This is a genomic window from Phytopseudomonas punonensis (assembly GCF_900142655.1).
Classification (GTDB): domain Bacteria; phylum Pseudomonadota; class Gammaproteobacteria; order Pseudomonadales; family Pseudomonadaceae; genus Aquipseudomonas; species Aquipseudomonas punonensis.
Map to the genome: position 1 here is coordinate 412511 of NZ_FRBQ01000003.1, position 24720 is coordinate 437230.

Below are 24720 nucleotides of genomic sequence, written 5' to 3' on the forward strand. Positions count from 1 at the left end.
CGGGCTCTGATCCTTCCTCTCAATGACTGGCGCTAGCTTTCCAGCCGCGCCACGCACCCCATCGTGTATTGAGCTGGCTGCTAACGCAGGGCCACCGCTCGCGATTTTCTGTCCTTGCGCACCTTTGTTGTGGCCGTAAGCACCATGACTTCAGCGAGCGCTGGTTATTGCTGCTTACAAAACTTACAGTTTCCGGTCTGCCCGCCGATAGGTGGGTCATGCCGTAGAAAACCGCCGCAATGGCTCCGGCATTGGAGTTGGTGCGTTCTTTTGGGCGCGCGTGACCTCGATCTTTTTGGCCTTATTGCATTTATCGGGGGAAGTTACCCATGCCTGTTGGAAACCTACTGCTCAACATGAGCGTCAGAAAGAAACTGTTCAGTGGTTTCGGTCTGGTTCTGCTCATTACCCTGGCTATCGTCTGGGTCGGCCATTCTGCCCTGCAAACCACGTTACAGCGCATCGACATTCTGCTGGGCGTGAGCAGCATCGATGCGAAGCTCAATCAGGCTCGCCAGCAGGAAAAGAACTTCCTGCTGCGTGACGATGACCAGTACATGCAACAGGCTATTGCTCTGACCGAAGAGACCGAGCAACAGGCGAAGGTCAGCGAAGGCAAGATGCTCTACCCCGAAACGAAAGCGATGATGCGCTCCGTGCAGGATGACTTGCAGGGCTACCGTGAAAAGCTGCTGAGCCTCAAACAAGCCACCGACGCCAACAAAAACGCACAGGCTGCAATGGAAGCCGCTGCACGTGCTGCTCTCGAGCGTTTCTCGGTTCTGGAGGAGCGGCTGCGTAAGGCCGCCACCGAACAGATCCGCTCGACCGGTGATCAAGTCAGCATCGACGTACTGGATCAGGCCAATCAGGCCAACTCCATGGCGATGGAGCTGCTAGAGGCTCGCCGCCAGGAAAAGAACTTCCTGCTGCGCAATGACGAGAAGTCCGCCACCCAGTTGCAGCAGCACTTCGCCTCGCTGGAACAGAAGGGACACACCCTGAATCGTCAGCTCAGCAACCCGGCTGACCAGGCAGATATCGAGGCCGCGCTGGTTCAGTTGAAGGCTTATAACGAACAATTCTCTAATACCCGCAAGGCGATTGGCGGTTACACCGCTACCGAACAGGACATGAATCAGCGGGCGCGCGAGGTTGCTGAATCATCAGAAAAGTCTCTGGAAATGCAGCTGAATCTGCTCAATAGCGATGCCAGTCGCGCCAGGAGCATGCTGTTCGGCGCTGCCGCGATCGCCTTCGTATTAGGCGTGCTGTGCGCGCTGGTGATCACCCGAATGATCGTCGGGCCGCTGCAGCGTGTAGTTGGTGTGGCGCGTCAGGTGGCCAATGGTGACCTGTCCGCCGATATCGTGCCGGATCGTCACGACGAGCTGGGCCAGCTGATGCAGGCCATGCAGGACATGACCCTGAGCCTGCGCGATCTGCTGGGTCGCCTGGGCAACGGCGTGGCGCAACTGGCTACCGCTGCTGAAGAGCTTTCCGCAGTGACAGAGCAGACCAGCGCCGGGGTCTCCCAGCAGCGCATGGAAACCGAGCAGGTGGCCACCGCGATGAACGAGATGACCGCCACCGTGCTCGATGTCGCGCGCAATGCCGAGTCGGCCGCCACCTTTGCCAGCAATGCCGACGAACAGGCCCAGCAGGGCCAGCGGACGGTACAGCAGGCGGTGTCGCGCATCGAGACGCTGGCTATTTCCATCGAGGATTCGGCCCACGCCATCGAAGCACTCAAGCACGACAGCGGCAATATCGGCACCGTGCTCGACGTGATCAAGGGCATCGCCGAACAGACCAACCTGCTGGCGCTCAACGCCGCTATCGAAGCGGCCCGTGCCGGTGAATCTGGCCGTGGTTTCGCCGTGGTGGCGGACGAAGTACGTGCCCTGGCACGCCGCACCCAGGAGTCCACCCAGCAGATTGAAGGGCTGATCGGTAACCTGCAGAGCGGCGCAGAAAAAGCCGTGGCGATGATGGGCCACAGCTGCACCCAGGCGGAGAGCACCGTAGAAGCCGCCAAGCATGCCAATGACGCGCTCAATGCGATCAATGCGGCAGTGTCGGAAATTCAGCAGATGAACCAGCAGATCGCCACCGCCGCCGAGCAGCAGAGTTCGGTCGCCGAAGAGATCAACCGCAGCGTCTCGAGCATCCGCGATGTGGCCGAGCAATCGTCCGCCGCTACCGAGGAAACCTCGGCAGCCAGCATCGACCTGGCGCGCCTCGGTGCGGATCTACAAGCGCAGGTCAATCGCTTCAAACTGGCATGAAACGCCGCCCGTACGCTGCTTGAGTGGCGTACGGTCTGCTGGCCTGCGCGGGAGCTTGGGGCGAGCCTAAGTTCGCCTGTACAGGGCGGCTGCAGGGCCGCGAATATAAATGGCACTTCGGTAGCCAAAAGCTGCCATACAGGCTTCAATGGCGCTTCGCTTGGCCCCCCATTTTCCTGCCTGTTCGGTTCCTATCGTGATATCAGATGACGCCGAAGCACTTCGGCAGCGCTTGCATGCACTCGAGGCAGAAAACTCCCGGCTCAAGGCCAGCCTGGCCATTGCGGCCGAGGCGGGCGACAAGCCGTTTCAGCAGATTTTCCAGCAGGCGCCGGCGGCCATGGCAGTGCTGCGCGGCGCCGATCTGCGTTTCGAACACCTCAACCCCGCGTATCAGCGCCTGCTCGGCCTCGGCGATGTGCTCGGCCGGCCGGCCCGTGAGGTGCTGGCCGAGCGGATGCCGCGACGTTTTATCGACTTGCTCGAAGAGGCCTTCCGGCGTGGGCGGGCAGTGCGCGCGCGCAATTTCGAGGTGCCCGGCAAGCCTGGCCAGCAGCTGGATTTCAGCTACCAGCCGAAGTTCGATGCCGAGGGCAATGTCGAGTGCTTGTTCATCCAGGAAATCGACATCGCCGAGCAGCGCCGTGTCGAGCACGCCTTCGCTCAGGAACGTGAGCGTTACGAGTTCCTGTTCAACACCATGGACGAAGGCTTCTGCGTCATCGAGTTCTTCGATGGTCCCCACGGGCCGCTCAGCGACTACATCCACATCGAGGCCAACCCGGCCTATGCCGAGCACGCGGGCATTCGCAACGTGGTCGGCCAGAAGCTGCGCGAGATGGTCGGTGAGGAGGCGGACAGCTGGGTCGAGCGCTACGCCCATGTGCTGCATACCGGGCAGTCGATTCGCTTCGAGCAGGAGCTGATCGCCACCGGGCGGCATCTGGAGATCAGCGCCTTTCGCGTCGGCCCGGCGAGCCGCAAGCAGGTTGCCGTGCTGTTTCAGGACATCACTCAGCGCAAGCAGGCTGAGGAGTCGCTGCGCCAGCTCAATGAAACCCTGGAAGCGCGGGTGCGCGACGCCAACGAAGCGCGCCGCGTACTGGCCGGCGTGGTGGATGGCGCCGATGCGCTGATCTTCATCATGGGCTTCGATTACCGCTGGATCGCCATTAACGGCTCGGGCATGCGCGAGTACGAGCGGGTCTTCGGCACCCGTCCGCAAATCGGCGAGAGCCTCAAGGAGGCCCTAGCCAACCAGCCGCAGCACCTGGAAAGCGTTCTTGCACCTTGGCAGCGCGCCCTCGCCGGCGAGGAGTTCGAGGTGGTCGTGCCGCTCGATACCGAGTACGGCACGCGCCACTACGAGATGCATTTCAGCCGCCTCAATGACAGCGAAGGCCGGCAGATCGGCGCATACCAGTTCGTCTACGACATCACCGAGCGGCTGCAGGAGCAGCAGCGCCTGCACGTTGTCGAGGATGCCTTGCGCCAGTCGCAGAAGATGGAGGCGGTCGGCCAACTTACCGGCGGCATCGCCCACGATTTCAACAACCTGCTGACCAGCATCAGTGGTTCGCTGGAGCTGTTGCAGATGCGCCTCGGCCAGGGCCGCCTGGGCGATCTTGACCGCTACGTCAGCGCTGCCCAGAGTGCTGCGCGCCGCGCTTCGTCACTGACTCACCGGCTGCTGGCGTTTTCCCGTCGGCAGACGCTTGACCCTAAACCGACCAATGTCAACCGGCTGGTCAGCGGCATGGAAGAGTTGGTGCGCCGCAGCGTGGGGCCGCATATCACCACCGAAGTGGTGCTGGCCGCAGGCTTGTGGTCGAGCTTCATCGACGGCCCGCAGCTGGAAAACGCCTTGCTCAACCTGTGCCTCAATGCCCGGGATGCGATGCCGCAAGGCGGTCGCCTGACCATCGAGACCGGCAACAAGTGGATCGATGATTACGCCGCTCGTGGCCGCAACGTGCCGCCCGGCCAGTATGTGTCGCTGTGCGTGACGGATACCGGCACCGGCATGAGCGAAGAGGTGATCGAGCACGCCTTCGAGCCGTTCTTCACCACCAAGCCGCTGGGCGAGGGCACGGGCCTTGGACTGTCGATGGTGTACGGTTTCGTGCGCCAGTCCGGCGGGCAGGTGTGCATCTATTCCGAGGTGGGCCAGGGCACCACCATGTGCCTGTATTTGCCGCGTCTGTACGACGGCGATGAAGCCGATATCGAGCCGGTCGAGCCAGAAAACGGCGACCAGCCCGCGGGCCGTGAAACGGTGATGGTCGTCGATGACGAACCGGCGATCCGTATGCTGGTGGTCGAAGTGCTCGAGGGGCTGGGCTACACCACGGTCGAGGCCGGTGATGGCCCGTCTGGCCTGAAGATTCTGCAGTCCGATGCGCGCGTCGATCTACTGGTTACCGATGTTGGCCTGCCGGGTGGCATGAATGGCCGTCAGCTTGCCGACCTGGCGCGCGTGGAGCGGCCCGAGCTCAAGGTGCTGTTCATTACCGGTTACGCCGAGAACTCGGTGATCGGCAACGGTCACCTGGAGCCGGGCATGCGTCTGCTGACGAAGCCGTTCACCATGCAGGCAATCGCCAACCGCATCCACGAGATGATCGAGGGCGACAAGCTCGGCTGAGCGCGCTGCCGAAGGCTGTCAGGCTGGCTTGCCTTCGCTGCCTGCGAAGTACAGCTGGAGCAGCTTGCGCGCCGATTTCTTGATCGCCTTGTCCAGGTCGACGGCCGAAAACCAGCGGCAATCGGCGATTTCGTTCTGCGGCTGCGCGGCCAGGTACTCGGGCACCGTGGCGCGAAAGACGTGATGGGGGCGGTTGTCGAACTCGTGCAGGGCCAGAAACTCCAGCGCCGTGCTATCCAGCCCGGTTTCCTCGCACAGCTCACGCAGGGCAGCTTGTGCCGGCCGTTCATGGGCTTCGATCTTGCCACCGGGCAGCGTCCATTTCGCGTCGGCCTTGCGCACCAGCAGCACTTTGTCCTGCTGCTGGCAGATCACGGTGGCGCGGGGTTTGGTGGTTTTGATCATGAGGTTCCCAACTGTCATTTGCGATGTGCATAGGTTGCTGAAATGGCAGAAAGTTCGGGCTGTTTCTGGGTTTGCGCTTCTCCGAGCGCATGACCGATAAGCGCATTCTAGGCATATTTCAGTTTTGTTACAGAGTGGTGACGAGGCGCTCTTGGTGTGGGTCACGCTTGCCGGGTTGAAACCTCGCGGTCTGTGATGGATTTACCTGACGGCGCTCGTCATTGCCAACGCAGGTTGCGGCCCAGCGCGAGGTGGCCGGCACCGCCGATAAGCAGCGTGACGAAGATGATCGCCAATAGCCAGGCGAACTGCCCGTCGGCCAGGCTCCATTCCGGGTGTACCAGAGCCAGCGATACCCCCAGCACCGCGAGGATCGGCAAACAGGCCAGGCGCGTGAACAGCCCCAGGGCGATCAGTAGCGGGCAGAGCACTTCGGCGAATACCGCAAAGCTAAGGGTCACGACCGGGCCCAGGCCCAGCGGGTCTTCGATCTTTGTCATCTCGGTTTGCAGGTTGAGCAGCTTTGGCAGGCCGTGCACTACGAGCAGCAGCAGGCTGGCACTGACGCGCAGAAACAGCAGTACCCAGTCGATGCGGCTCTGGTGGGTATTTTCAGGTTTCATGGTTCACCTCCTTTATTGGAGGCTTCACTGTGCTGGGGAGCCGGCGCGCTGTATTGGATCGCTGTGCGTTACCGCGCCATATAAATGCACAGGGGCATGATTTACTGTTTGTGGTACGCAAACCTATTTCTTCGCCGTGATGGCGGTGATCAGTACGCACGGTAAATGAATTGCATAGATTCAGAAGGAGATGGGGTGTATTCAAATAGTGCTTCGCTCACGAACTTATAGTGAGTCGTATAAAGTTGTACGCTTATATGGTTTTGTACATGTAAGGAATGGTGAGTGGTTGTGCTTGATGAACGACCGTCTAAGTATCTGCACAGGTTTTTTATCAGAAGTTTCTCACCCAGCATTAATAAAGCGCAAATACCACAAGGCCCGAATGATTCGGGCCTTGTGGTTGCTGCCGGCTTCAAGAGGCGCGCTTGCTTCCGCCACCGTGGCTGTTCTGGCCACCCTTGCGACCTGCTTCTGCGGCCTTCTGGCGGTCATTGGCAAAATTGCCGCCGCTCTGTTTACCGCCTTTGCGGCCCGCTTCGGATGCTTTGGCTGGATCGTTGGCAAAGTTGCCGGGGTTGCTATGAGCCATGTTAAGTTTCCTCGATTGTGATTGTCAGTGTGAGAACAAGCCTCATGAGTACGAAGCAAATTTGTTCTCTTTCGTTCGACGTAGAAGACAGGCGGTCTTGGGCTATCGATAAATAGCCTTGTACACGCGCAATACTTGTAGAGGTAGGTCTTTCGTGCAGAATGCCCTGATAAATAAGCCGCTTGTTGCAAGGTGCATGATTTATATAAGAGTGGTAATTGATTTGCTTGAATAAAATATCTGGCACTGCTGATGCATCGAATTAATTCTGCTGCCAGTGGCACACAATAAATCGATGCAGGGCGCTTGGTGTGTAAACGTTTTCGCCAGCCGCTCCGCCACCTAGAGGTAACGCACGATGATGTCCATTCTCGAACAACGGCAGATTATCGAATCCGCCTTTCTGCCCCTGAACTGTCGTTGCACGATCGGCCCCGACGGCACTGCCACCATCGAACTCCGTGCCCCGGATGATCATCGGCTGTTGATCCGTATCGCAGACATACCGCACCACGAGCTATCCAGTTCGCGCGGCATATCGCAGTTGGTAATGCGTGTACGCGGTCAGCTCGCCCTGCAGGAGCGGGGCGCGATTGGCGCGCAACGCGAGGCTGTTAGCCTGGCCTGATGATGGGAGCCGACTCACACCGAGTCGGTCGGCGCGCCAGGGCTCAGCAATTGCGCCAGGCGGTCGGCCAGGTCGCGGCGGCGGAAGGGTTTGGCCAACACCTCGAAGCTGCTGATCTGGCTGGGCGTCAGGTTGGCGTAGCCAGTGATGATCAGCACTGGCAGATCCGGCATCCGCTGGCGCAGTTCCTGAGCGAGCTGCGCGCCGGTTTTGTTTTCCATGATGTGATCAGTCACCAGCGCATCCGGGCGTAAGCCTTCGTCGATGAGCTTCAGCGCGGCTGCCGCGCAGTCCACTTCCGTCACCTCGTAGCCCAGCTCGTGCAGCTGCAGGCTGGTGGTATCGCGCACCAGGGTTTCGTCATCGACCAGCAGAATATGGGTTGGCCGTGGCGCGCGTGGTACCTCTTCATCAAACTCGGGGTTTTCGCAGGCTACTGGTGCGTCGGTGGTCGGCAGCCACAGGCTGACCCGGGTGCCTTTGCCTGGGGTTGAGTCGATGGCGAAACCGCCGCCCGATTGCACCAGCAAACCTTGCACCATCGACAGGCCAAGGCCGGTGCCTTTGCCCACTCCCTTGGTGGAGTAGAACGGCTCGGCGCAGCGGCGCAGTGTTTCGTCGTCCATCCCGCAGCCTGAATCACTCACCACCAGGCGTGCATATTGGCCAGCCCCCAGGCCTGGGCAATCGTTGCCTGTCAGTTCATTCAGCTCGGCGACGATGCGCAGGCGGCCGCTTTCGCCCATGGCATCGCGGGCATTCACGGCAAGGTTGAGCACCGCCAGCTCCAGCTGGTGCGGGTCGATGAAGACGGTAGGCATGCGCTCCGGAATCTCGATGACCACCTCGATCATCGGTCCGAGCGAGCGCTGGATCAGATCACGCATGTTGCGAATCAGCGTGCACAGCGCCACAGGCTGCGGCTTGAGTGTTTGCCGGCGTGCGAAGGTGAGCAGCCTGCCGACCAGAATGCGTGCGCGGTCGGCGGCCTGCAGCGCGCCATCGGCCAGCTTGGCGCAGCGCTCGTCAGGCAGGCGCCGGCGAATCAGCTCCAGCGACGACATGATGGGCGTCAGCAGATTATTGAAGTCGTGGGCGATGCCGCCTGTTAGCTGGCCGACCATCTCCATCTTGTGCGCTTCGTGGAGCTGCGCGACGGCCGCTTCGCGCTGCGCGACCATGGTGGCCACACGATCTTCGAGGGACTCGTTCAGCTCACGAAGCTCGACTTCGGCGCGCACTCGTTCGCTGATGTCGACGCACACGCAGATAGTGCCGGCAACGCGCTGCTGGTCATCCAGCAGCGGCGTCACGTGATTCTGCACCCATACCACGCTGCCATCTGGACGGCTGTGGCAGCGGGTGTTCTCGAACGGGCGGCCATTGCGCAGGCTGTATTCGCAGGCGGAGGCGACCGAAGCGCTTTCGCCGGACTCGGCCAGCTCGTACAGGCTCTGGCCGATCAGCTGTTCGCGGCTGCGGCCGACAATCTCGCAATAGTGATCATTGACGCGCACCAGGTTCATGCCGGCGTCGCACACGGCAATGCCCGCGCCGGCTTGGTCGAACATCGCCGACAGCTGTGTGGAGCTCAGGCGCAGCGCCACTTCGGCGCGCGCATGGGTGATCCACGCCCAGGCCAATTTGGCCGTCTCTTGCGCCAATTGGACTTCGAAGTCGGAAAACTCGTAGTCGCTGTCGTGCTCGATCACCAACACCGCGTCGAGTGCGCCGTGGCGCACCACTGGCGCGTGGAGGGCAGCAACAGCAGGTGAGTTCTCCGTGCCTTGCTCGATCAGCGGGCGCCCGGCCAGCAGCAACGCGTTCTGTTCGGCGTTGTAGCGTTGTAGCGGCGTTGCCTGCGCGCCACTCTGCTGAAGGGCAGGCGAGAGATTGGCATCGAGGTTTTCGGCAAAGAACACCCTGGGTGCATTCAGCTCTTCGGCCAACCTGCGCAGCACCAGTGCTTCGACCTGATCCGGTTCGGTGATCGATGGCAGCGCTTGGCCGAGCTCAAGTAAAAACGCCTGGCGGCGTTCGAACTGCACCCGCTCTGTGGTTTCGTTAACTACGCACAATATGCCACCGACTGAGCCGTCTGCTTCAGGCACTGCCGAGTAGGACACATCGAAGTACACCGCTTCGCCGCGCCCGTGGCGCTCGATGTAGAACGGGCGATCCTTGGCGGCAAAGGTTTCGCCGGTTTCGCGTACACCACGCAACAGCGGTTCGAGGTCCTCCCACAGTTCGAACCAGTTCTCCACTGCCGGGCGACCCAATGCGCGCGGGTGTTTGTTGCCGATGGTCGGCGCATAGGCATCGTTATAAAGCGCCACATACTCGGGGCCCCAGAACAGCACGATCTGCGCTTTGACCGGCAGCACAGTACTCATCAGCGTTTTCAGGCTTGGCGACCAATCAGAGGGTGCACCCAGCGGTGAAGTGTTGCCGTCGAGGCTGCGCAACAGTTCGCCAATTTTTCCGCCGTTGGCAAGAAAGCCCAGTCGCTCGGTAGCGGCTGGGTCAGTGGCTGGCTTGGTCAACTGGTCCATATCATCAAGGCGAGCGCTTAAGTGAAGAGCAGAAAGATTCTTGTCTGATAGCTAAGAGGGGCCGAAGCGGCGGCGCGTTCAGCCTATTCCCAGTTTTTCTGCGACTTGCGCTGGCAGCCCGGCCAGAACGCTGAGGTAATTACGTTCAGCGCTCTGCAGTTGCCCGGCCGGGCTGGATGGCTGGCGTGCGCAGATGGCTGCGGCGGATTCGCTCGACCTCGCCGCTTTGCACCAGCGCCTGCAGCGCCGCGTTCAGCGCTGGCAACTGGTCGGCATGCTGGCGCTGCAGCTTGATCACCAGTGGTGCGTCGCTGAGCTTGGCGCCACGAGCGAAACGATCAGGATCCAGACCGCGTGCTGCCAGCTGGTCGCCAAACACGTCATCGACCAGGGCGATGGCATCGACCCGACCGAGCATCAGCAAGTCGAGCAGGGCACGTTCTCGCGAGGTTTCCAGTGTACTCAGCCTGCCGCTGTTCAAGGCTGCGGTCAGGCGGTGATAGGTGTAACCGCGTACCACGCCGATACGCAGCCCACGCAGTTGCTCCAAGGGCAAATGCCGAGCCGGGTGATTGTCGAGAAAATACAGGTACTCGCGAACCTGCAGATACGGCTGGGAATAGACGAATTGTTCAGTTGCCTCCAGCGAATTCCATTGCGGCGAGTCGGCGTAGTTGAGGTCCAGGCGGCCCTCGTCGAGCAACCGATTCAGGCGAGTGGCGGGGTAGAACACGAAGTCCACCTGTTGTCCGCTCTGCGCCGCGGCCTGACGCATGATCTCTACCGCTATGCCTTGCGCCTGACCAGCATCATCCTGATAGCTGTAGGGCGGCCACTGGGACGCGCCGCCAGACAAACTTTGCACCTGGCCGGCACTACAGCCGAGCGCAGCCAACAGCGCACAGCCGAACAACAGGCGATAACGCCTCATGAAAACCTCGTGAACATCCATGTTGAGAGGCGCGCAGTCTACTTGCTGGATAGGTTCCGTACCTTGACTGATGTCTGATATCTGCAAATGCCGGCGCTTAAGCAGATAAAGATGATGCGCATGGTTCTTAACGGCCCAGCGGTACGTAAGATTTACGCAACTCTCTATTGGTTGTGATGTCATTTAGTTATCATTAGCCGGCACGTCTGCGAAAGGGATTCCGGCACCCGTTTTTACGCGCAACAACCCGAGAGAAGAACGATGCTGGCTCCATACCCACCCTTGCCGTTGAACGAGTTGAGCCGACAGCGGCTTATCGACGAGCATCCGTGTTTCATCGAAAGCAATAGCGACTCGTTTCTCGATGAAGTGGTGAAGATCGCCGCGCTGTACTTCAACACCCCGATTTGCCTGATCACCATCGTCGACCGCAAGCGTCAGTGGTTCCGTGCCCGCTTTGGTGTCGACCGGCCGGAAACCCCGCGTGCCGATTCCTTTTGTGCGTATAGCGTGGCCAGCGGTGAAGGGCTCGAAGTGTGCGATGCCCAGCTTGACGCGCGTTTTCGCTACAACAACCTGGTTACTGGCGAACCTGGCATCCGCTATTACGCTGGCGTGCCGTTGGTGCTCGAAGGCGGCCTGGTGCTCGGCAACCTCTGCGTGATCGATACCAAACCGCGCCCGGCGATGTCCGCCGCGGATCAGGCCATGCTCGAGCAGATCGCTCGCCTGGCCGTGACCCGTCTTGATGAAATGCGCACTGCGGCGTTTATCGACGGCACCACCGGGTTGTACAACCATGCCAAGCTCGATGAAGACATCAACGACGCCATCGACAGCGGCGACAGCCCGTTGGCCATGGCCATCGAGCTGGTGTCGCCGACCCAGCTCAACGACATACTCAAGTCGTTGGGCTTTCAGTTTCTGACCGATTTCACCCTGTCGGTGAAGAACACCCTGCGTAGCCTGCTGCCGGCCAGCTGGGAGCTGTACAAGATCAGCGCGCTGCGCTTTGCCTGCGCCGTACCCGGCAATCAGGTGGAGCAGGCACCGGCGGTATTCGCCACACTCATCGAAGCCTTCGCCAAGCCCATCCATTGCCACGAGTTGCCGGTATTACCGCAGATCGGCATCGGTGTGCTGCGCATGGAAGGCGGCAAGGTGCCCGCAGACTGGATGCGCCTGATCGTCTGCGCGGCCGACGAAGCACGCACTTCGGGGCGCGGCTGGACCCACTACGACGAGCAGATGGACGCCGTTCAGCAGCGCAGCACGCGCCTGCTCAATGACCTGGCTGACGCAGTGCGTGCCGACGATCAACTACGCCTGGTATTCCAGCCGCGCGTCGACCTGCATAGCGGCGAGTGCCTGTCCGTCGAAGCGTTGCTGCGCTGGACCCACCCGACCCTGGGCGAAGTCAGCCCCGCCGAGTTCATTCCCCTGGCCGAGAAAACCCCGCTGATCCACGCGGTAAGCTTTTGGGTCATCAACGAGGCGATCAGTCAGATCGAACTCTGGCGCAACAATGGCCTGGATCTGAAAGTGGCGATCAACGTCTCGGCCGCAGACCTCAACAACGATCATTTGACCGACGAGATCGTCCGCCTGCTGGCGCGTAGCGAGCTGCATGGCTCCTGCCTGGAAGTGGAGTTCACCGAAAGCGCGCTGGTCGGCGACTTCTCCGTGGTGATCACCCAGATCGAGCGGCTCAAGGCGATGGGCGTGGAAATCGCCATCGACGATTTCGGCAGTGGCTACAGCAACTGGTCGTATCTGCGTGATATCCCGGCCGATACGGTCAAGCTCGACCGCTCGTTCATGGACGACCTGCAGCCGGGTAAGAAGGACTGGAACATCGTGCGGGCGTTGATCAGTCTGGCCAGAGAGCTGGGCCAGCGCGTGGTCGCCGAAGGTATCGAAACCGAACACACCCTCAAGGTGATTCGCGATTGGGGCTGCCAGGAAGCGCAGGGCTTCTATATCTCGCGACCACTGGAGGTGCCTGCGTTGCTCGCCTGGCTGGATGAGCGTGCCGGCGTCACTCCAGGCATGGGCGGCTCCGAGCTGGCGTGAAGGGCAGAGCAGGGCGTCTGCACTGCGAGCACCATTGGCACCTATAGAAAATGCTGAGTGGGCTAGTGCCGGAAACATCCGCTTACTGCTAGGCTCAGGTTCGCGCCCCCATACGAGCCGCCAGCATGGCCCTGCATCTCTGGTTCACCTTTTTCCTGGCCTACCTGGCCACCACGGCGACACCAGGGCCGAACGTGCTGCTGGTGGTGCGCAATGCGCTGCGCCACGGGCCGGCTGCCATGGGTGCGACCCTGGTTGGCAACCTGACTGCCCAGCTGCTGGTGGTCACTGGGGTTGCACTCGGTGTGGGCGCGCTGCTGGTCGCCATGCCATCGGCGTTTCTGGCCCTGAAAATCCTTGGCGCCAGCTACCTGATCTACCTGGGTGTGCGCCAGCTGTTCGGCTCTAACGTGGCTGCCAATACGCCCGTTGCGGCGGTGCCTGGCAGCCCGGTGGCGAAATGGCGTATCGCCGGCGAGGCCTTTCTGGTCTCGGTCAGCAACCCCAAGGCGATGATCTTTCTCTGCGCATTCCTGCCGCAGTTTCTGCAGGCGGATCGTTCCGTGCCGGTGCAGTTCATTGTGATGTACCTGACCATCGCCGCAGTGGTGATCAGCGTGCACTCGGTCTACTGCTACACCGCTTTTCGCTTCAGCAAGCGCCTCAGCGCGGCGTATTGGGTGGCGCTTATCAAGCGGATAAGCGGCGCGCTGTTCATCGGCCTAGGTCTTCGCCTGCTCAGCGCCCGGGCGGTGTAATCCACTGGCCATTTACCTTGTCCCGGATAGCAAAACGCCGACCTGTGCAGGTCGGCGTTTCTTGATATGTGTGCTGTGGTGTGATCAGCGCAAAGCAGGCAGCGCCTAATTCTTCAGCGCTTTGCCCGCTGAGTCGCTGTAGGTTTCGGCGCAGGTGATGTGGTCGGTGCCGTCCCAGCATTCGACGTTCTTCAAGTCCGGCATATCGTCGCGATGGAACACCGGTTCCACGCCACGCTGACGCTGCTCGCGGTAATGTTTGAGGAGGCGGGCGACGGTACCGGCCAGCGGCACGATGGCGATCAGGTTGGTGAGTGCCAACAGCGGCATGAATACGTCCGCCATGGACCACACCACGGACATCTGCACCACCGAGCCGATCATCACAAAGGCCATCACCGCCAATCTAAACAGGTTGAGTAGCAGTTTGCTGCCGAACATGTACTGGATATTGGATTCGCCGTAGTAGTAATTACCGATCACCGAGGTGAAGGCGAACAGTAGGATGGCCAGGGTCAGGAAGTGCAGCGCCCAGTTGCCCAGCTGCTCGGCCAGCGCCCACTGCGTCAAGCTGGCGCCCATGGTGCTGTCGCCGTAGGCGTGACTAGGGTCGGCCAGCAGAACGATGATCGCCGTCATGGTGCAAATCACCATGGTGTCGAAATACACGCCCAGAGTTTGTACCAGGCCCTGCTTGACCGGGTGTGACACCGATGCCGTGGCGCTCGCGTTAGGCACCGAGCCCATGCCGGCCTCGTTGGAGAACAAGCCGCGGCGCATGCCCATCATCATCGCCGCGCCGACGCCGCCACTGGCGATTTCGCGCAGGCCGAACGCATGGGCGAAGATCTCGCCGATCATCGCCGGCACCTGGCCGATGTTCAGCACTATTACCAGGGTGCCGAGCGACAGGTACATCACGGCCATCACCGGCACCACCGTTACCGAAACCTTGGAAATGATCTGCACGCCGCCAAAGATGATCGCGCCGGTCAGCACCGTCAGCACGCCGCCGAGTATCCAGCTCAGGTTCGGGTTGCCGTCTTCGCCGCCGAGCGAGGTCTGCATCACGTCGATGATCGAGTTGGCCTGCACCGAGTTGAACACCAGGCCGTAGGTAATGCTGATCATCACCGCAAAGGTGATCGCCAGCCAGCGCCAGCCCAGAGCGCGCTGAATGTAATAGGCAGGCCCGCCGTGGTAGCGGTAATGCTTTTCGGACTTGTACAGCTGGCCCAGGGTCGACTCCACGAATGCCGTGGCGCCGCCGAGTAGTGCCACCAGCCACATCCAGAACACCGCACCTGGCCCACCAAGGGCAATGGCCGTGGCCACTCCGGCGATGTTGCCGGTACCGACCCGTGATGCGGCAGAAATGGTGAACGCCTTGAAGGAGGAAATCGCCTCCTTGTCGCCCTGGTTGCGCTCAAGGATGACCCGGAACATTTCGGGGATCATCCGCAGCTGCACACCACGACACACGTAGGTCAGGTAAACGCCGCTGAGCAGCAGCATAGGGATGGCAAGGTAGGTCCAGAGCAGGCCGGAGAAGGCATCGAGCAACGCAGACACGGGCGTCTTCCTTTGGTCGTCTTATTCGAAGGGGCGCGAGGATAGGGCAATACGCCCAAATCCCCAAACCCGATTACGCTGCCAGCCGGCCACGCCAGCCCGTTCCCTTTCCCTGCAGCGGTACTGCTTAGGGCGGCAACGGGCGGGTTGGTTCAGGTTGACGAAGCGGCGGGCCGGGAGAGCGATCTTTAGCCCAAGCTCGGCACTGCAGATGGCTAGTTAACTTGCGGTGCCAACCCATAAAAGCACCAACTTATGTTGGTCGGGAATAATGTAAGTACGCCTTGGAACTCTGGCGTTCTAACGACGCTGATATCCAGATTGTAGAATGTTGCTTTTTGGACTAATCGATGCTTTCGTGATCGAAAATCTCATGTTGCTCGACGATTATATCCAGCGAGCGGTATAGCATTTTGTGTACTTTGAAGTGCTCGGCTCTCTTTATTTCTCCTCGGGTTGCGGATGACTGATCAATGTAAGACCAGATATAAGTATCTGCAGAGCTGGTTTTGAGGGCAATTGCACCAACCCTATATAGGCAGGAAAACATGGATATTAGTAAGTCGGACTCTTTAATGTTGCTGTTGGGTTCGTAATATTTTTTTACTACGGCAACACATATGTCGCGAGAGTCACCGTCACTTAGGTTGATCATTACCTCTTCAAGAGAAGTCTCTTTTATTGATGATTTCGTAAATGTTGCTTTGATGTTTCGTAGTATCTCAATTGTATCCTCGAAGTTTGGGAATACGTCGCCCCATTCTTCCTTTAGAGACTTTAGGCGCTTTTCTGAATACTGTGCTTCTGCAGCTAACAACGCTCTCCAAGAGACTCTTTCACGATCGTAGGCTATCGCAAAACATTCGTTTATGAACTGTAGCGCATCTCTAGGTCTTCTTAATGTTCTTTCTAAAATGAAATTTATAGATGTTTGGCCTCCACCTTTTCGGACTTTTGGAAAGATATCGCTAATGTTGATCAGTTGCTTTGTGTATTGGCTTTTGAAAACCTCATTTATTCTTTTCTCAATAAGCTGTGTTAGGTCTTCCGGAGACCACTTTAGAGTCAACAAGTAAGATTCATATTTTTCTTGCTGAAAGCCCGAGTCGCGGGTTTGATCAAAAACTTGATCTAGTAAGTCCTTTCTCAACGCGGCGACAATTTTCACCTGGCGGATTTTTCTAAAGGTTTTTATCTCTTCAATCAAAGCTCTTATGAATCTTACGCGAGTTTCTGTGCTTGCCCATTCTTCATCTAGTTTGTCTATTAAGATGAAGAATTTCTTTTGGGGGTCTGAGAAGGAATGCTCTGCTAGTAAGTCTAGGACTTCGTTGAGCTTTCTGATTTGTAAGCTGCTGACAACTTGGGTTGCTCTCTGTTTTATTTCTATTTTTTCTTGCTCGGAAAGTCGAAGCGCCCCGTCGGAGGTAAGGTTGATTCCTGAGTATTTAACGCCTATTGAATTTTTCGTATCGCTTTCTAGTTTCCTGGTTATCTCTTTCAAATGTTCATCAGTGTCGAGCCAAAATTTGTTGCCCCATTCATTGAAGTATTCTATTGCCTTTCTTTTTGTTGTGTCTCTATTGAAAGCACTAAATAAGCCATCCAGAAATGTTCTGCTGTCGCTTTCTGACTTGATGTCGTAGCGGAGTTTTAGGAATTCAACCGTGAGAACATGGCGCCATAGTAATCTATAAAATAAATCAAGACTGACACCCAAAGCATCGAAAAACTGAACGATGTCGGAGCTTTCTAAGAAGCGTATTGATATGTCGTTGGGGTCAAGCTGGACATGCTTTTGTGCCGTTTTGGATATTTTATATAAAAGTGCGCTTTTTCCTGATCCTGTTCGGCCAAGTATTATGGACGCCGGAGAGTCGACATCCATAATTTGATCTAAATACCCATTATCTATAAAGCACTTGTTTAGTAGGTCAGTGTCTGCTTCTGCATCTAGGGCTCCTACTTTTAGATTTCTTGTTATTTTTAATATTTTTTCGTCCATAAACACATTCCTGCGATTATTTCAGCTTGAAAGTAAGGTTAGTTACGGTTTGCAATGATTCCTCTGCAGCCTGGCCAGTTAGTACACCCCCAGAACTCACGACCAATGTTCGGTCCTCGTTTTGCCACGCGTCTGAGCATGGTCGAACTGCAAACCGGGCAGTTGGGCGTCTCGGGTATGGTGATCACGGCATTTATTTGCGGCTTGAGCGAAGCTGCTTTAGGCGAAGGCTGAATCGGCGCTCGCTTGGCCGCTGCAATCCATTTCTTCAGTTCAACGCCATCTACCAGCCGAATGTTGCGGCCGCTGGCGAAATCCTTTGCTTCAGCAGTAAAGCTGCCTGCTGTGACGACGAAGCCGCCGACAGCGCCGTGGGCAACCATCGCGCCGAGGAACTCACGGATGACCGGCACACCAACCTTGATAGCGCGCCACTGTTTGCACTGGACGATATAACGCTCGCCGTGAGGGCTACGCAGGATCAGATCAACGCCGCCATCCGGCCCGTTGCCCCCGGTTTCGGTGATGCCGTAACCCTGCTGGTGCAGGGCCTCACCAACCAGCCTCTCGAATTCCTGCCAGGAGATGTTTTCCAGCGTGCGCCCGCTGAGCGTTGCAGCGGCGACTTCAGCGAGCAGTTTGCGGCGGCGGATACGGCCGAAAACCGAAGCGATGGCGCCGAATATGCAGGCAGCGGGAATGATGTACTGGAACGCCGTTGCCCAGCCGCGAAAAACTGCGCCAGTCAGATGGCCTGAGAATTGGGCCGGGTCGGTCAAGCGTGGCGGGGTACTAGTCGCGTAGTCATGCAGCCAATACCAGCTAAGCAGCGCCAGCAGGACGCTGAGCCACCAGGGCAGGCGGCTGGCGATAGAGATTAGATCTTCGAATACGGAGGTCTTGCGACGTCTGGCCATCTCGTAACTTCCCTGTCTGCGGCGTTTGCCGGCAGAAGTCATTTCCCTGACTGCCTTGCTGTTACGCCATGAAGCACCGATTAACAGGTTGCTTCATAAAGCGTGCGGCAAGGATATGGCTTATCGCTATCAACGAGGCCGACGTTAGCCAATCTGCTAGGTGTCACGCAAGCCATCCGATAGCGGTAGTCGCGTGTTTTTGACGGGAGGGGAAGGGGAGTTGAAGTTGGGAGCTCATGGGCGAGCTCCCAATAGGGGAAGGTTGTGGTGCTTATGGAATCAGCTTGGCTGCACGCAATTGCTCGAATACCGCGAAGAACGCACCGTCGCTGGCCTGGTAGTCGACAAAGCCTAGCTTGCGGCTTTTCGACATGTCGGTGACCACTTCGATGGGGCGGCCGAGGTCGGCGTCTGTGTGCCACGGCGAAGTCAGGCGCGTGATGTCGGCTTCGGCCAGATCATGTTTGGCGACGAGATCGAGCCAGGTGGCGGCGTCACCGGCCATTTGTTCTTCAAGCGGTGCAGGCTGACCATCGAATGGGGCGGCTTCGATGCCGAACCAGTCCGCGATGCGTTGCCACATCCAGCTCCAGCGGAATACGTCACCGTTTACGATGTTGAGCGCCTGGTTGGCAGCCGCTGGTGTGGTCGAGGCCCAGTGCAGTTGCTTGGCCAGTTGGCGAGCGTCAGTCATATCGGTGAGGCTGTTCCATTGCACGGCCGAGCCGGGGAAGCGGAACGGGCGGCCGGTTGCGCGGCATACCGAGGCGTAGACGGCGAGGGTAGTCGCCATGTTCATCGCGTTGCCGACCGCCACGCCGGTGATGGTGTGCGGGCGGTGCACGCTCCAGGTGAAACCGTCGCGTTCGGCGGCGGCGAACACTTCGTCTTCCTGGGCGTAGTAGAAGTTCTCCACATCCAGACGGCCTTGCTCTTCGCGGAACGGCGTTTGCGGCAGGACGCCTTTGCCGTAAGCCTCGAATGGGCCGAGGTAATGCTTGAGGCCCGTGACCAGGGCGACGTGCTTGACGCTGCCAGTCGGGCGCAGAGCGTCCAGCACATTACGGATCATCGCCGAGTTGACGCGGATGTTCTCCGCTTCGGTGGCCTGGCGCGCCCAGGTCGTCAGGTACACATGGGTCGGCTTCAAGCCTTCGAGGGCGCTTGCCAGGGAGGCTGGGTCGAGCAGGTCGGCAGCCAGCGGGGTGATGTTGTCAGCAGCCTTGGGGTTACGAGCCAGGCCGGTGACTTGCCAACCCTGGTCGGCCAGCAGGCGCGATGTGGCGCTACCGACGATACCGCTGACGCCAACGACCAGTGCGTGATTTGCCATAACATATTCCTCCGTAGAACGAGGCTTGGCACCATATCGAGGCTGCGCACTCAAACCAAGACGGCACCAAAAGGTAACCACCCCGATGCAAACCGGCACTCCCGATGAACTATGGCGTGAAGACTGCGCACCGCGGCGCGTACTGGAACTGTTCGCTACCAAGTGGACGAGCATGATCCTGCACACCTTGCATGCCCGCCACGGCGGTACCGCCCGAACAGGCGTGCTGCATCGCAGCCTGCCCGGTATCTCCAAGAAAATGCTGGTGCAGACCTTGCGTGAACTGGAAGCCAGCGGCCTGATCAACCGACAGGTTTACGACAGCGTGCCGCCATCGGTGGATTACTCGCTTACTGAACTGGGCCAGCGTCTGGTCGAGCCTATCGAGATGATCTACGACTGGGCTCGCGACAATGCTCCGGCGCTTGATGCACTGCAGCCGCGGCAGACGTCGCGCAGGCGTTGAAATCCTTTCGCTCGCCAATTGCGGCGTGGCGTGCGTGTTATGTGGCAATCAATTGCTATCACTTGCTGTGCAGGCCTCATTTCGAACTCGCGCAGCCAGGCACCCACAGGCCGCGCCAGCTGCCAGCGCTACTAGGTAGATGCTGGGCGACTTGAGCAATGGTGTGCCAGACGTGACGGTCACAAATGTGGCCTGCGCTGCCAAACCGCATATGGCGCCCAGTAGCGCACCAAACTCTCGGATAGTCAGCAATCCGAAAAAAGCTTTCGTACTCCAGATCGCCACATAGAGAACGCCCGCCAGAGCTGCTGGAATCACTCCGATGCCATAGGCGAACAGCAGAAATAGGCTGTTCAGCTCTAGAGCATTTCCACCGGCGAGTAACAAAAGCGTCAATGCGCCCACGCCGGGGCCAATGAGCATGAACTGGAGCGGTGGCAGGAGGTATGGCTTTATTAGCACGGGGCACAGCCTTGCGTTGGTAAGAGAGCTTTGGCCTGCTCGCGCTCGGCGGCCTGGTACATCTGGTGAATTATGCGCCGGGCTCAAGGATGCCCAATAAACCAGTTGAGGTACTCGACCCGCTTTTGCGTCTGCTCCAGCAGGCAGGCCGTGTAGATGGTACCGAAGCCACTCCCTGTGCGTGATTCATGCGTCTCGAAGTCACAGCTTGCGTCGCGCAGCTTGATCCAGCCTCTCTGCGCCTCTTTTAGATAGCCACCTTGCGTTTGCCCCTGTGCATTGGCTGGAGCACCAGTGGCTTCATAGCGCGACAGGAGTTTCTGGTACGCGGCATTTAGCTCTTCATCAGATTTTTTCAATTCGACGGTCAAGCACTCATGCATCTCGCTTTCGTTGTTGGCAGCCTTGCAGGAGGTGGATTGCGGCGCTGAAACAGTGCTGGCGCCACACGGATATGCCTGACGCAGCACACGAAGAATTGCCGGTGCTGCTGGCTTGTTCCATTCACTCTCAGGAACATCTGGCCCGATGCGCTCGTACAACTGCCAGGGCGCGAGAGTCCCAGGCATGCAGGCTCGCTGCTCTGGTTTCAGCGACGGGTTCAGTTCCCGTTGGGTATCCATGACTGCATAGAGATAAGACTCGCAGTCGAAATGATGAATGAGGCCATTGGCCGTTTCACCAACCACGGAGCAGGCTTCCATAAAGTAGTTAAGCGTCACGGTTTCTTGCGGGTACCGCGTTTCCAGCGGGGTGATCGCATTGGCAGCCGAGCTGACTGCAATCAGCATGAGAAGGGCGGCTTTCTTCATTTCAACGGTCCTTGTATTGGGCTGGCACCCACGCTCCAGCGTTGATGCCTGATCTGGACTCACTGCGGCCAATGTCTTAGGCACTCAAGATTCAGTTCCCAGTAGGCGCTGTCTTGGCCTTCACGGGTTGCGGCTTAGCCATCCCTTGTGGCCAATAAACGATGCAGCCGGCCGGGGCATTGCCATAGCAGTTATTCGCGTTATAGCTGGAAAAGTCTGGCTCGAAGCCCATGTCACGCATGCACATGGCTTGCTCTTGAATCTTTTGCACGCCGGCACTCATGTTGTCGATGAAGTCGCATTGCTTCAGCGCCGTATCGACGTCGGTTTTGGCGTGCCGGGTGGGCTCCCACATCACCCTTGCAGGCTGTGCCGGTTGGTAGTAGGAGGCACAGCCAGCAAGGCTGGCGACGATCATCGCGGCAATCAGTTTCTTCATGCGTCTGTCTTCCCTGGAGTGACCTGAGGAGGTGAATGCCTGTTGCTCGGCAATCAAACCGGCTGCATGCCTGCCCGCTTGAGCAGCTGTTTGCAGCGTTCGGACAGGTGCACCACGCGCAGGTGTTTGCCGGCCTTGCTGTAGCGTTCGCGCAGGGTCATCAGGGCAGCGATGGCCGAGTAGTCGACGAAGCTCAGGTGGCGACAGTCCACGGTAACCTGCTCGGGGTCGTTGGCGGTGTCGAACTGGTTGAGAAACTGCGTGGTGGAGGCGAAGAACAGGGTGCCGCGTGGCAGGTAGAGTTTGCTGCCGTCGGCTTCCAGGCGGGTTTCGGCGTGCAGTTCGCGGGCGTGTTGCCAGGCGAAGTTCAGTGCGGCGATGACGATGCCGCAGGACACCGCCACCGCGAGGTCGGTGAGCACGGTGATGATGGTCACGGCGATAATCACCAGCACGTCGTTGAGCGGCACCTTGCCGAGCACCCGCAGCGAGGCCCAGGCGAAAGTCTGCTGGGCGACCACGAACATCACGCCGACCAGGGCGGCGAGGGGAATCAACTCGATCAGCGGTGACAGGAACAGGATGTAGAGCAGAATCATCACCCCGGCGACGATGCCGGACAGCCGGCCGCGGCCGCCGGAGCTGAGGTTGATCATGGTCTGGCCGATCATCGCGCAGCCGCCCATGCCGCCACACATGCCCGAGGCGATATTGGCCGCGCCCAAGGCCACGCATTCGCGATCCGGGTGGCCTCGGCTTTCGGTGATTTCATCGGTGAGGTTGAGGGTCAGCAGGGTTTCCAGCAGACCGACCATGGCCATCAATACCGCGTAGGGCAGGATGATCTTCAGGGTTTCCAGGGTCCAGGGAATCTGCGGCAGCGCCGGCACCGGCAGGTTGCCGGCGATCTTGGCCATGTCACCCAGGGTGTGGGTGGGCAGGTGCAGGAAGTAGGTCAGCAGCCCGACGGTAAGGATTGCCGCCAAGGCCGGCGGAATGGCTTTGGTCAGGCGCGGCAGGATATAGACGATGGCCATGGTCAGCGCCACCAGGCCGATCATCAGGTACAGCTCGTTGCCCTCGATCCACTGGCCGCCACGCTGGAAGTGCTCCAACTGCGCGGTGGCGATGACGATGGCCAGGCCGTTGACGAAGCCGAGCATCACCGGGTGCGGCACCATGCGCACCAGCTTGCCCAGGCGCAGCAAGCCGAAGGCCAGCATGATCAAACCGCCAAGTAGCACAGTGGCCAGCAGGTACTCGACGCCGTGTTGCACCACCAGCGCGACGATCACCACGGCCATGGATCCGGCCGCGCCGGAGATCATCCCGGGGCGGCCGCCGAACAGGGCGGTGATCAGGCAGATGAAGAAGGCGCCATACAGCCCCATCAACGGGTTGACCTGGGCCACCAGGGCGAAGGCGATGCACTCGGGCACCAGCGCGAACGAGGACGTGAGACCGGCCAGGACATCGGCGCGCAGACGGGCGATTTTCATGGGTTACCTGAATCGAGCAAGACGGACACCCGGCAGCAGGCGGGGCGTAATACGGCCTGTGCGGCCTTAGAACCTGTTCAAAGTCTGCTGCGCGTCGGCACTGCGGCGTTAAAAACAGGCTCGGACTGCTCATTTACAGCTCGTAAACTCCGCGTCCTCGCCTGTTTTTGCGGGGGCGCCTAGCCCTTGCATTGCTCTAGCTCGCAAGACTTTGAACAGGCTCTTAGAACTGGAAGGCTTGCGATGGTAAGGAATCGCCGTCGCGAAGGCCAGTGCCGGGGATCTGACCGCTGCCGCGTTGCGGGGTTTCGCTGCGTTCGACCTGGCACCGAACAGCACTGCGACAACAAGACTGGCCGGCAAAATGTGGCCTGGCTGGCTTTTGGAGCGACCAATAGGTCTAATCTCCTTTTTCTCCGGCGACTAATCGACAGTAAACTGTCGCCTGCCCAAAAAACGATGACGAGGTAAACGCGTTGATTATTCACCCTAAAGTTCGTGGCTTCATCTGTACCACCACCCACCCGCTGGGTTGCGAGCGCAACGTGGCCGAGCAGATCGAGGCGACACGCAAACTGGGCGTGCGTAATGACGGTCCGAAAAAGGTTCTGGTGATCGGTGCTTCCAGCGGCTACGGCCTGGCTGCGCGCATCACTGCCGCCTTCGGTTTTGGCGCCGATACCCTGGGCGTATTCTTCGAGAAGCCGGGAACCGAAACCAAGGCCGGCACCGCTGGCTGGTACAACTCGGCAGCGTTCGACAAGTTCGCCAAGGCCGAGGGCCTGTACAGCAAGTCGATCAACGGCGATGCGTTCTCCGATGAAGCCCGCGCCAAGGTCATCGAGCTGATCAAGAACGAGATGGGCGGCAAGGTCGACCTGATCGTCTACTCCCTGGCTTCGCCGGTGCGCAAGCTGCCGCAGAGCGGTGAAGTGATCCGTTCGGCGCTCAAGCCCATCGGCCAGCCATACAAGTCGACCGCCATCGACACCAACAAGGACACCATCATCGAGGCGTCCATCGAGCCGGCCAGCGAGCAGGAAGTTGCCGACACCGTGACCGTCATGGGCGGCCAGGACTGGCAGCTGTGGATCGACGCCCTGGCTGGCGCCGACGTGTTGGCCGAAGGTGCGCGTACCGTGGCCTTCAGCTACATCGGCACTGAAATCACCTGGCCGATCTACTGGCACGGCGCGCTGGGCAAGGCCAAGCAGGATCTGGACGAAACCGCTCTGCGCCTGGACCAGAAACTGGCCGATGAAGTCAAAGGTGGCGCCAACGTGGCGGTGCTCAAGTCGGTGGTCACCCAGGCCAGCTCGGCGATTCCGGTGATGCCGCTGTACCTGTCGATGGTCTTCAAGATCATGCAGGAGAAGGGCGTCCACGAAGGCACCCAGGACCAGCTCGACCGCCTGTTCCGTGACCGCCTGTACCGCGCCGATGGCGCCCCGGCCGAGGTCGACGAAAAAGCCCGCCTGCGCCTGGACGACTGGGAGCTGCGCGACGACGTACAGGACGCCTGCAAGGCCATGTGGCCACAGGTGACTACCGAGAACCTGTTCGAAATGACCGACTATGCCGGTTACAAGAAGCAGTTCCTCAACCTGTTCGGCTTCGAGCGCAGTGATGTGGACTACGATGCCGACGTTGCCACCGACGTCGAATTCGACGTGGTGCAGCTGTAAGCCGCACGCACTAGCGGCATGCAAAAAGGGACGCTT

The 24720-nt window shown here is 59.3% G+C and carries 20 protein-coding genes; 7 read left to right on the forward strand and 13 right to left on the reverse strand.

Annotated features, from left to right (window positions below):
• Positions 1-329 precede the first annotated feature (329 nt).
• The gene (locus BUC40_RS11935; RefSeq protein ID WP_073265872.1) at positions 330-2288 is read left to right on the forward strand and encodes a HAMP domain-containing methyl-accepting chemotaxis protein; all 1959 of its coding nucleotides are present in this window, start codon (positions 330-332) and stop codon (positions 2286-2288) included.
• A gap of 196 nt (positions 2289-2484) precedes the next feature.
• Positions 2485-4932, forward strand: coding sequence for a PAS domain-containing protein (locus tag BUC40_RS11940; RefSeq protein WP_073266248.1), 2448 nt, complete (start codon positions 2485-2487; stop codon positions 4930-4932).
• Between the two features lie 18 nt (positions 4933-4950).
• On the opposite strand, the gene BUC40_RS11945 is transcribed toward BUC40_RS11940, so the two are convergent.
• The 3 genes from BUC40_RS11945 to BUC40_RS11955 all read right to left on the reverse strand — a co-directional run bounded on the left by BUC40_RS11945 (position 4951) and on the right by BUC40_RS11955 (position 6552).
• Positions 4951-5337: an NUDIX hydrolase gene (locus tag BUC40_RS11945; RefSeq protein ID WP_073265874.1), complete on the reverse strand. Its 387-nt coding sequence runs from the start codon at positions 5335-5337 to the stop codon at positions 4951-4953.
• A 218-nt stretch (positions 5338-5555) separates the two neighbouring features.
• Positions 5556-5960 carry a DoxX family protein gene (locus tag BUC40_RS11950; protein WP_073265876.1) on the reverse strand — a complete coding sequence of 135 codons (405 nt, stop codon included), beginning with the start codon at positions 5958-5960 and terminating at the stop codon, positions 5556-5558.
• A 415-nt stretch (positions 5961-6375) separates the two neighbouring features.
• Positions 6376-6552 carry a con-10 family general stress protein gene (locus tag BUC40_RS11955; protein ID WP_073265878.1) on the reverse strand — a complete coding sequence of 59 codons (177 nt, stop codon included), beginning with the start codon at positions 6550-6552 and terminating at the stop codon, positions 6376-6378.
• Between the two features lie 361 nt (positions 6553-6913).
• Here BUC40_RS11955 and BUC40_RS11960 point away from each other — a divergent pair, with 361 nt between their 5' ends.
• Entirely contained in the window at positions 6914-7180 is a 267-nt protein-coding gene (locus tag BUC40_RS11960) for a DUF1652 domain-containing protein (RefSeq protein ID WP_244160638.1), read from the forward strand.
• Positions 7181-7194: 14 nt separating this feature from the next.
• Here the strand turns inward: BUC40_RS11960 and BUC40_RS11965 are convergent, their stop codons facing one another.
• Together BUC40_RS11965 and BUC40_RS11970 are read right to left on the reverse strand one after the other, a co-directional pair.
• Positions 7195-9723 carry a GAF domain-containing hybrid sensor histidine kinase/response regulator gene (locus BUC40_RS11965; protein WP_425272926.1) on the reverse strand — a complete coding sequence of 843 codons (2529 nt, stop codon included), beginning with the start codon at positions 9721-9723 and terminating at the stop codon, positions 7195-7197.
• A 154-nt stretch (positions 9724-9877) separates the two neighbouring features.
• Positions 9878-10663 carry a substrate-binding periplasmic protein gene (locus BUC40_RS11970; protein WP_167369153.1) on the reverse strand — a complete coding sequence of 262 codons (786 nt, stop codon included), beginning with the start codon at positions 10661-10663 and terminating at the stop codon, positions 9878-9880.
• A 261-nt stretch (positions 10664-10924) separates the two neighbouring features.
• On the opposite strand from BUC40_RS11970, the gene BUC40_RS11975 reads away from it, so the two are divergent.
• A complete protein-coding gene (locus tag BUC40_RS11975) occupies positions 10925-12736 on the forward strand; it encodes a sensor domain-containing phosphodiesterase (RefSeq protein ID WP_073265886.1) in 1812 nt (603 codons plus the stop codon).
• A gap of 125 nt (positions 12737-12861) precedes the next feature.
• Positions 12862-13494: a LysE family translocator gene (locus BUC40_RS11980; protein ID WP_073265888.1), complete on the forward strand. Its 633-nt coding sequence runs from the start codon at positions 12862-12864 to the stop codon at positions 13492-13494.
• Positions 13495-13599: 105 nt separating this feature from the next.
• On the opposite strand, the gene BUC40_RS11985 is transcribed toward BUC40_RS11980, so the two are convergent.
• The 4 genes from BUC40_RS11985 to BUC40_RS12000 all read right to left on the reverse strand — a co-directional run bounded on the left by BUC40_RS11985 (position 13600) and on the right by BUC40_RS12000 (position 19321).
• Positions 13600-15066 carry an alanine/glycine:cation symporter family protein gene (locus BUC40_RS11985; protein ID WP_073265890.1) on the reverse strand — a complete coding sequence of 489 codons (1467 nt, stop codon included), beginning with the start codon at positions 15064-15066 and terminating at the stop codon, positions 13600-13602.
• Between the two features lie 343 nt (positions 15067-15409).
• On the reverse strand, positions 15410-17071 hold the full coding sequence (locus BUC40_RS11990) for a P-loop ATPase, Sll1717 family (protein ID WP_073265892.1): 1662 nt from the start codon (positions 17069-17071) through the stop codon (positions 15410-15412).
• Positions 17072-17109: 38 nt separating this feature from the next.
• Entirely contained in the window at positions 17110-17988 is an 879-nt protein-coding gene (locus BUC40_RS11995; protein ID WP_073265894.1) for a restriction endonuclease, read from the reverse strand.
• 271 nt (positions 17989-18259) lie between these two features.
• Positions 18260-19321, reverse strand: coding sequence for an SDR family oxidoreductase (locus BUC40_RS12000; RefSeq protein WP_073265896.1), 1062 nt, complete (start codon positions 19319-19321; stop codon positions 18260-18262).
• 85 nt (positions 19322-19406) lie between these two features.
• On the opposite strand from BUC40_RS12000, the gene BUC40_RS12005 reads away from it, so the two are divergent.
• Entirely contained in the window at positions 19407-19787 is a 381-nt protein-coding gene (locus BUC40_RS12005) for a winged helix-turn-helix transcriptional regulator (protein WP_073265898.1), read from the forward strand.
• Between the two features lie 48 nt (positions 19788-19835).
• On the opposite strand, the gene BUC40_RS12010 is transcribed toward BUC40_RS12005, so the two are convergent.
• From BUC40_RS12010 to BUC40_RS12025, 4 genes are all read right to left on the reverse strand, one after another.
• Positions 19836-20210 (reverse strand): hypothetical protein, encoded by a 375-nt coding sequence (locus BUC40_RS12010; protein ID WP_208605769.1) that lies wholly within the window; start codon positions 20208-20210, stop codon positions 19836-19838.
• Positions 20211-20332: 122 nt separating this feature from the next.
• The gene (locus tag BUC40_RS12015; protein WP_073265902.1) at positions 20333-21061 is read right to left on the reverse strand and encodes a lysozyme inhibitor LprI family protein; all 729 of its coding nucleotides are present in this window, start codon (positions 21059-21061) and stop codon (positions 20333-20335) included.
• 91 nt (positions 21062-21152) lie between these two features.
• Positions 21153-21500: a hypothetical protein gene (locus BUC40_RS12020; protein ID WP_073265904.1), complete on the reverse strand. Its 348-nt coding sequence runs from the start codon at positions 21498-21500 to the stop codon at positions 21153-21155.
• 53 nt (positions 21501-21553) lie between these two features.
• The gene (locus tag BUC40_RS12025) at positions 21554-22999 is read right to left on the reverse strand and encodes a SulP family inorganic anion transporter (protein ID WP_073265905.1); all 1446 of its coding nucleotides are present in this window, start codon (positions 22997-22999) and stop codon (positions 21554-21556) included.
• Positions 23000-23475: 476 nt separating this feature from the next.
• Between BUC40_RS12025 and fabV the strand changes: the two genes are divergently transcribed.
• Entirely contained in the window at positions 23476-24684 is a 1209-nt protein-coding gene (gene fabV, locus BUC40_RS12030) for an enoyl-ACP reductase FabV (protein WP_073265907.1), read from the forward strand.
• Positions 24685-24720: the final 36 nt, after the last annotated feature.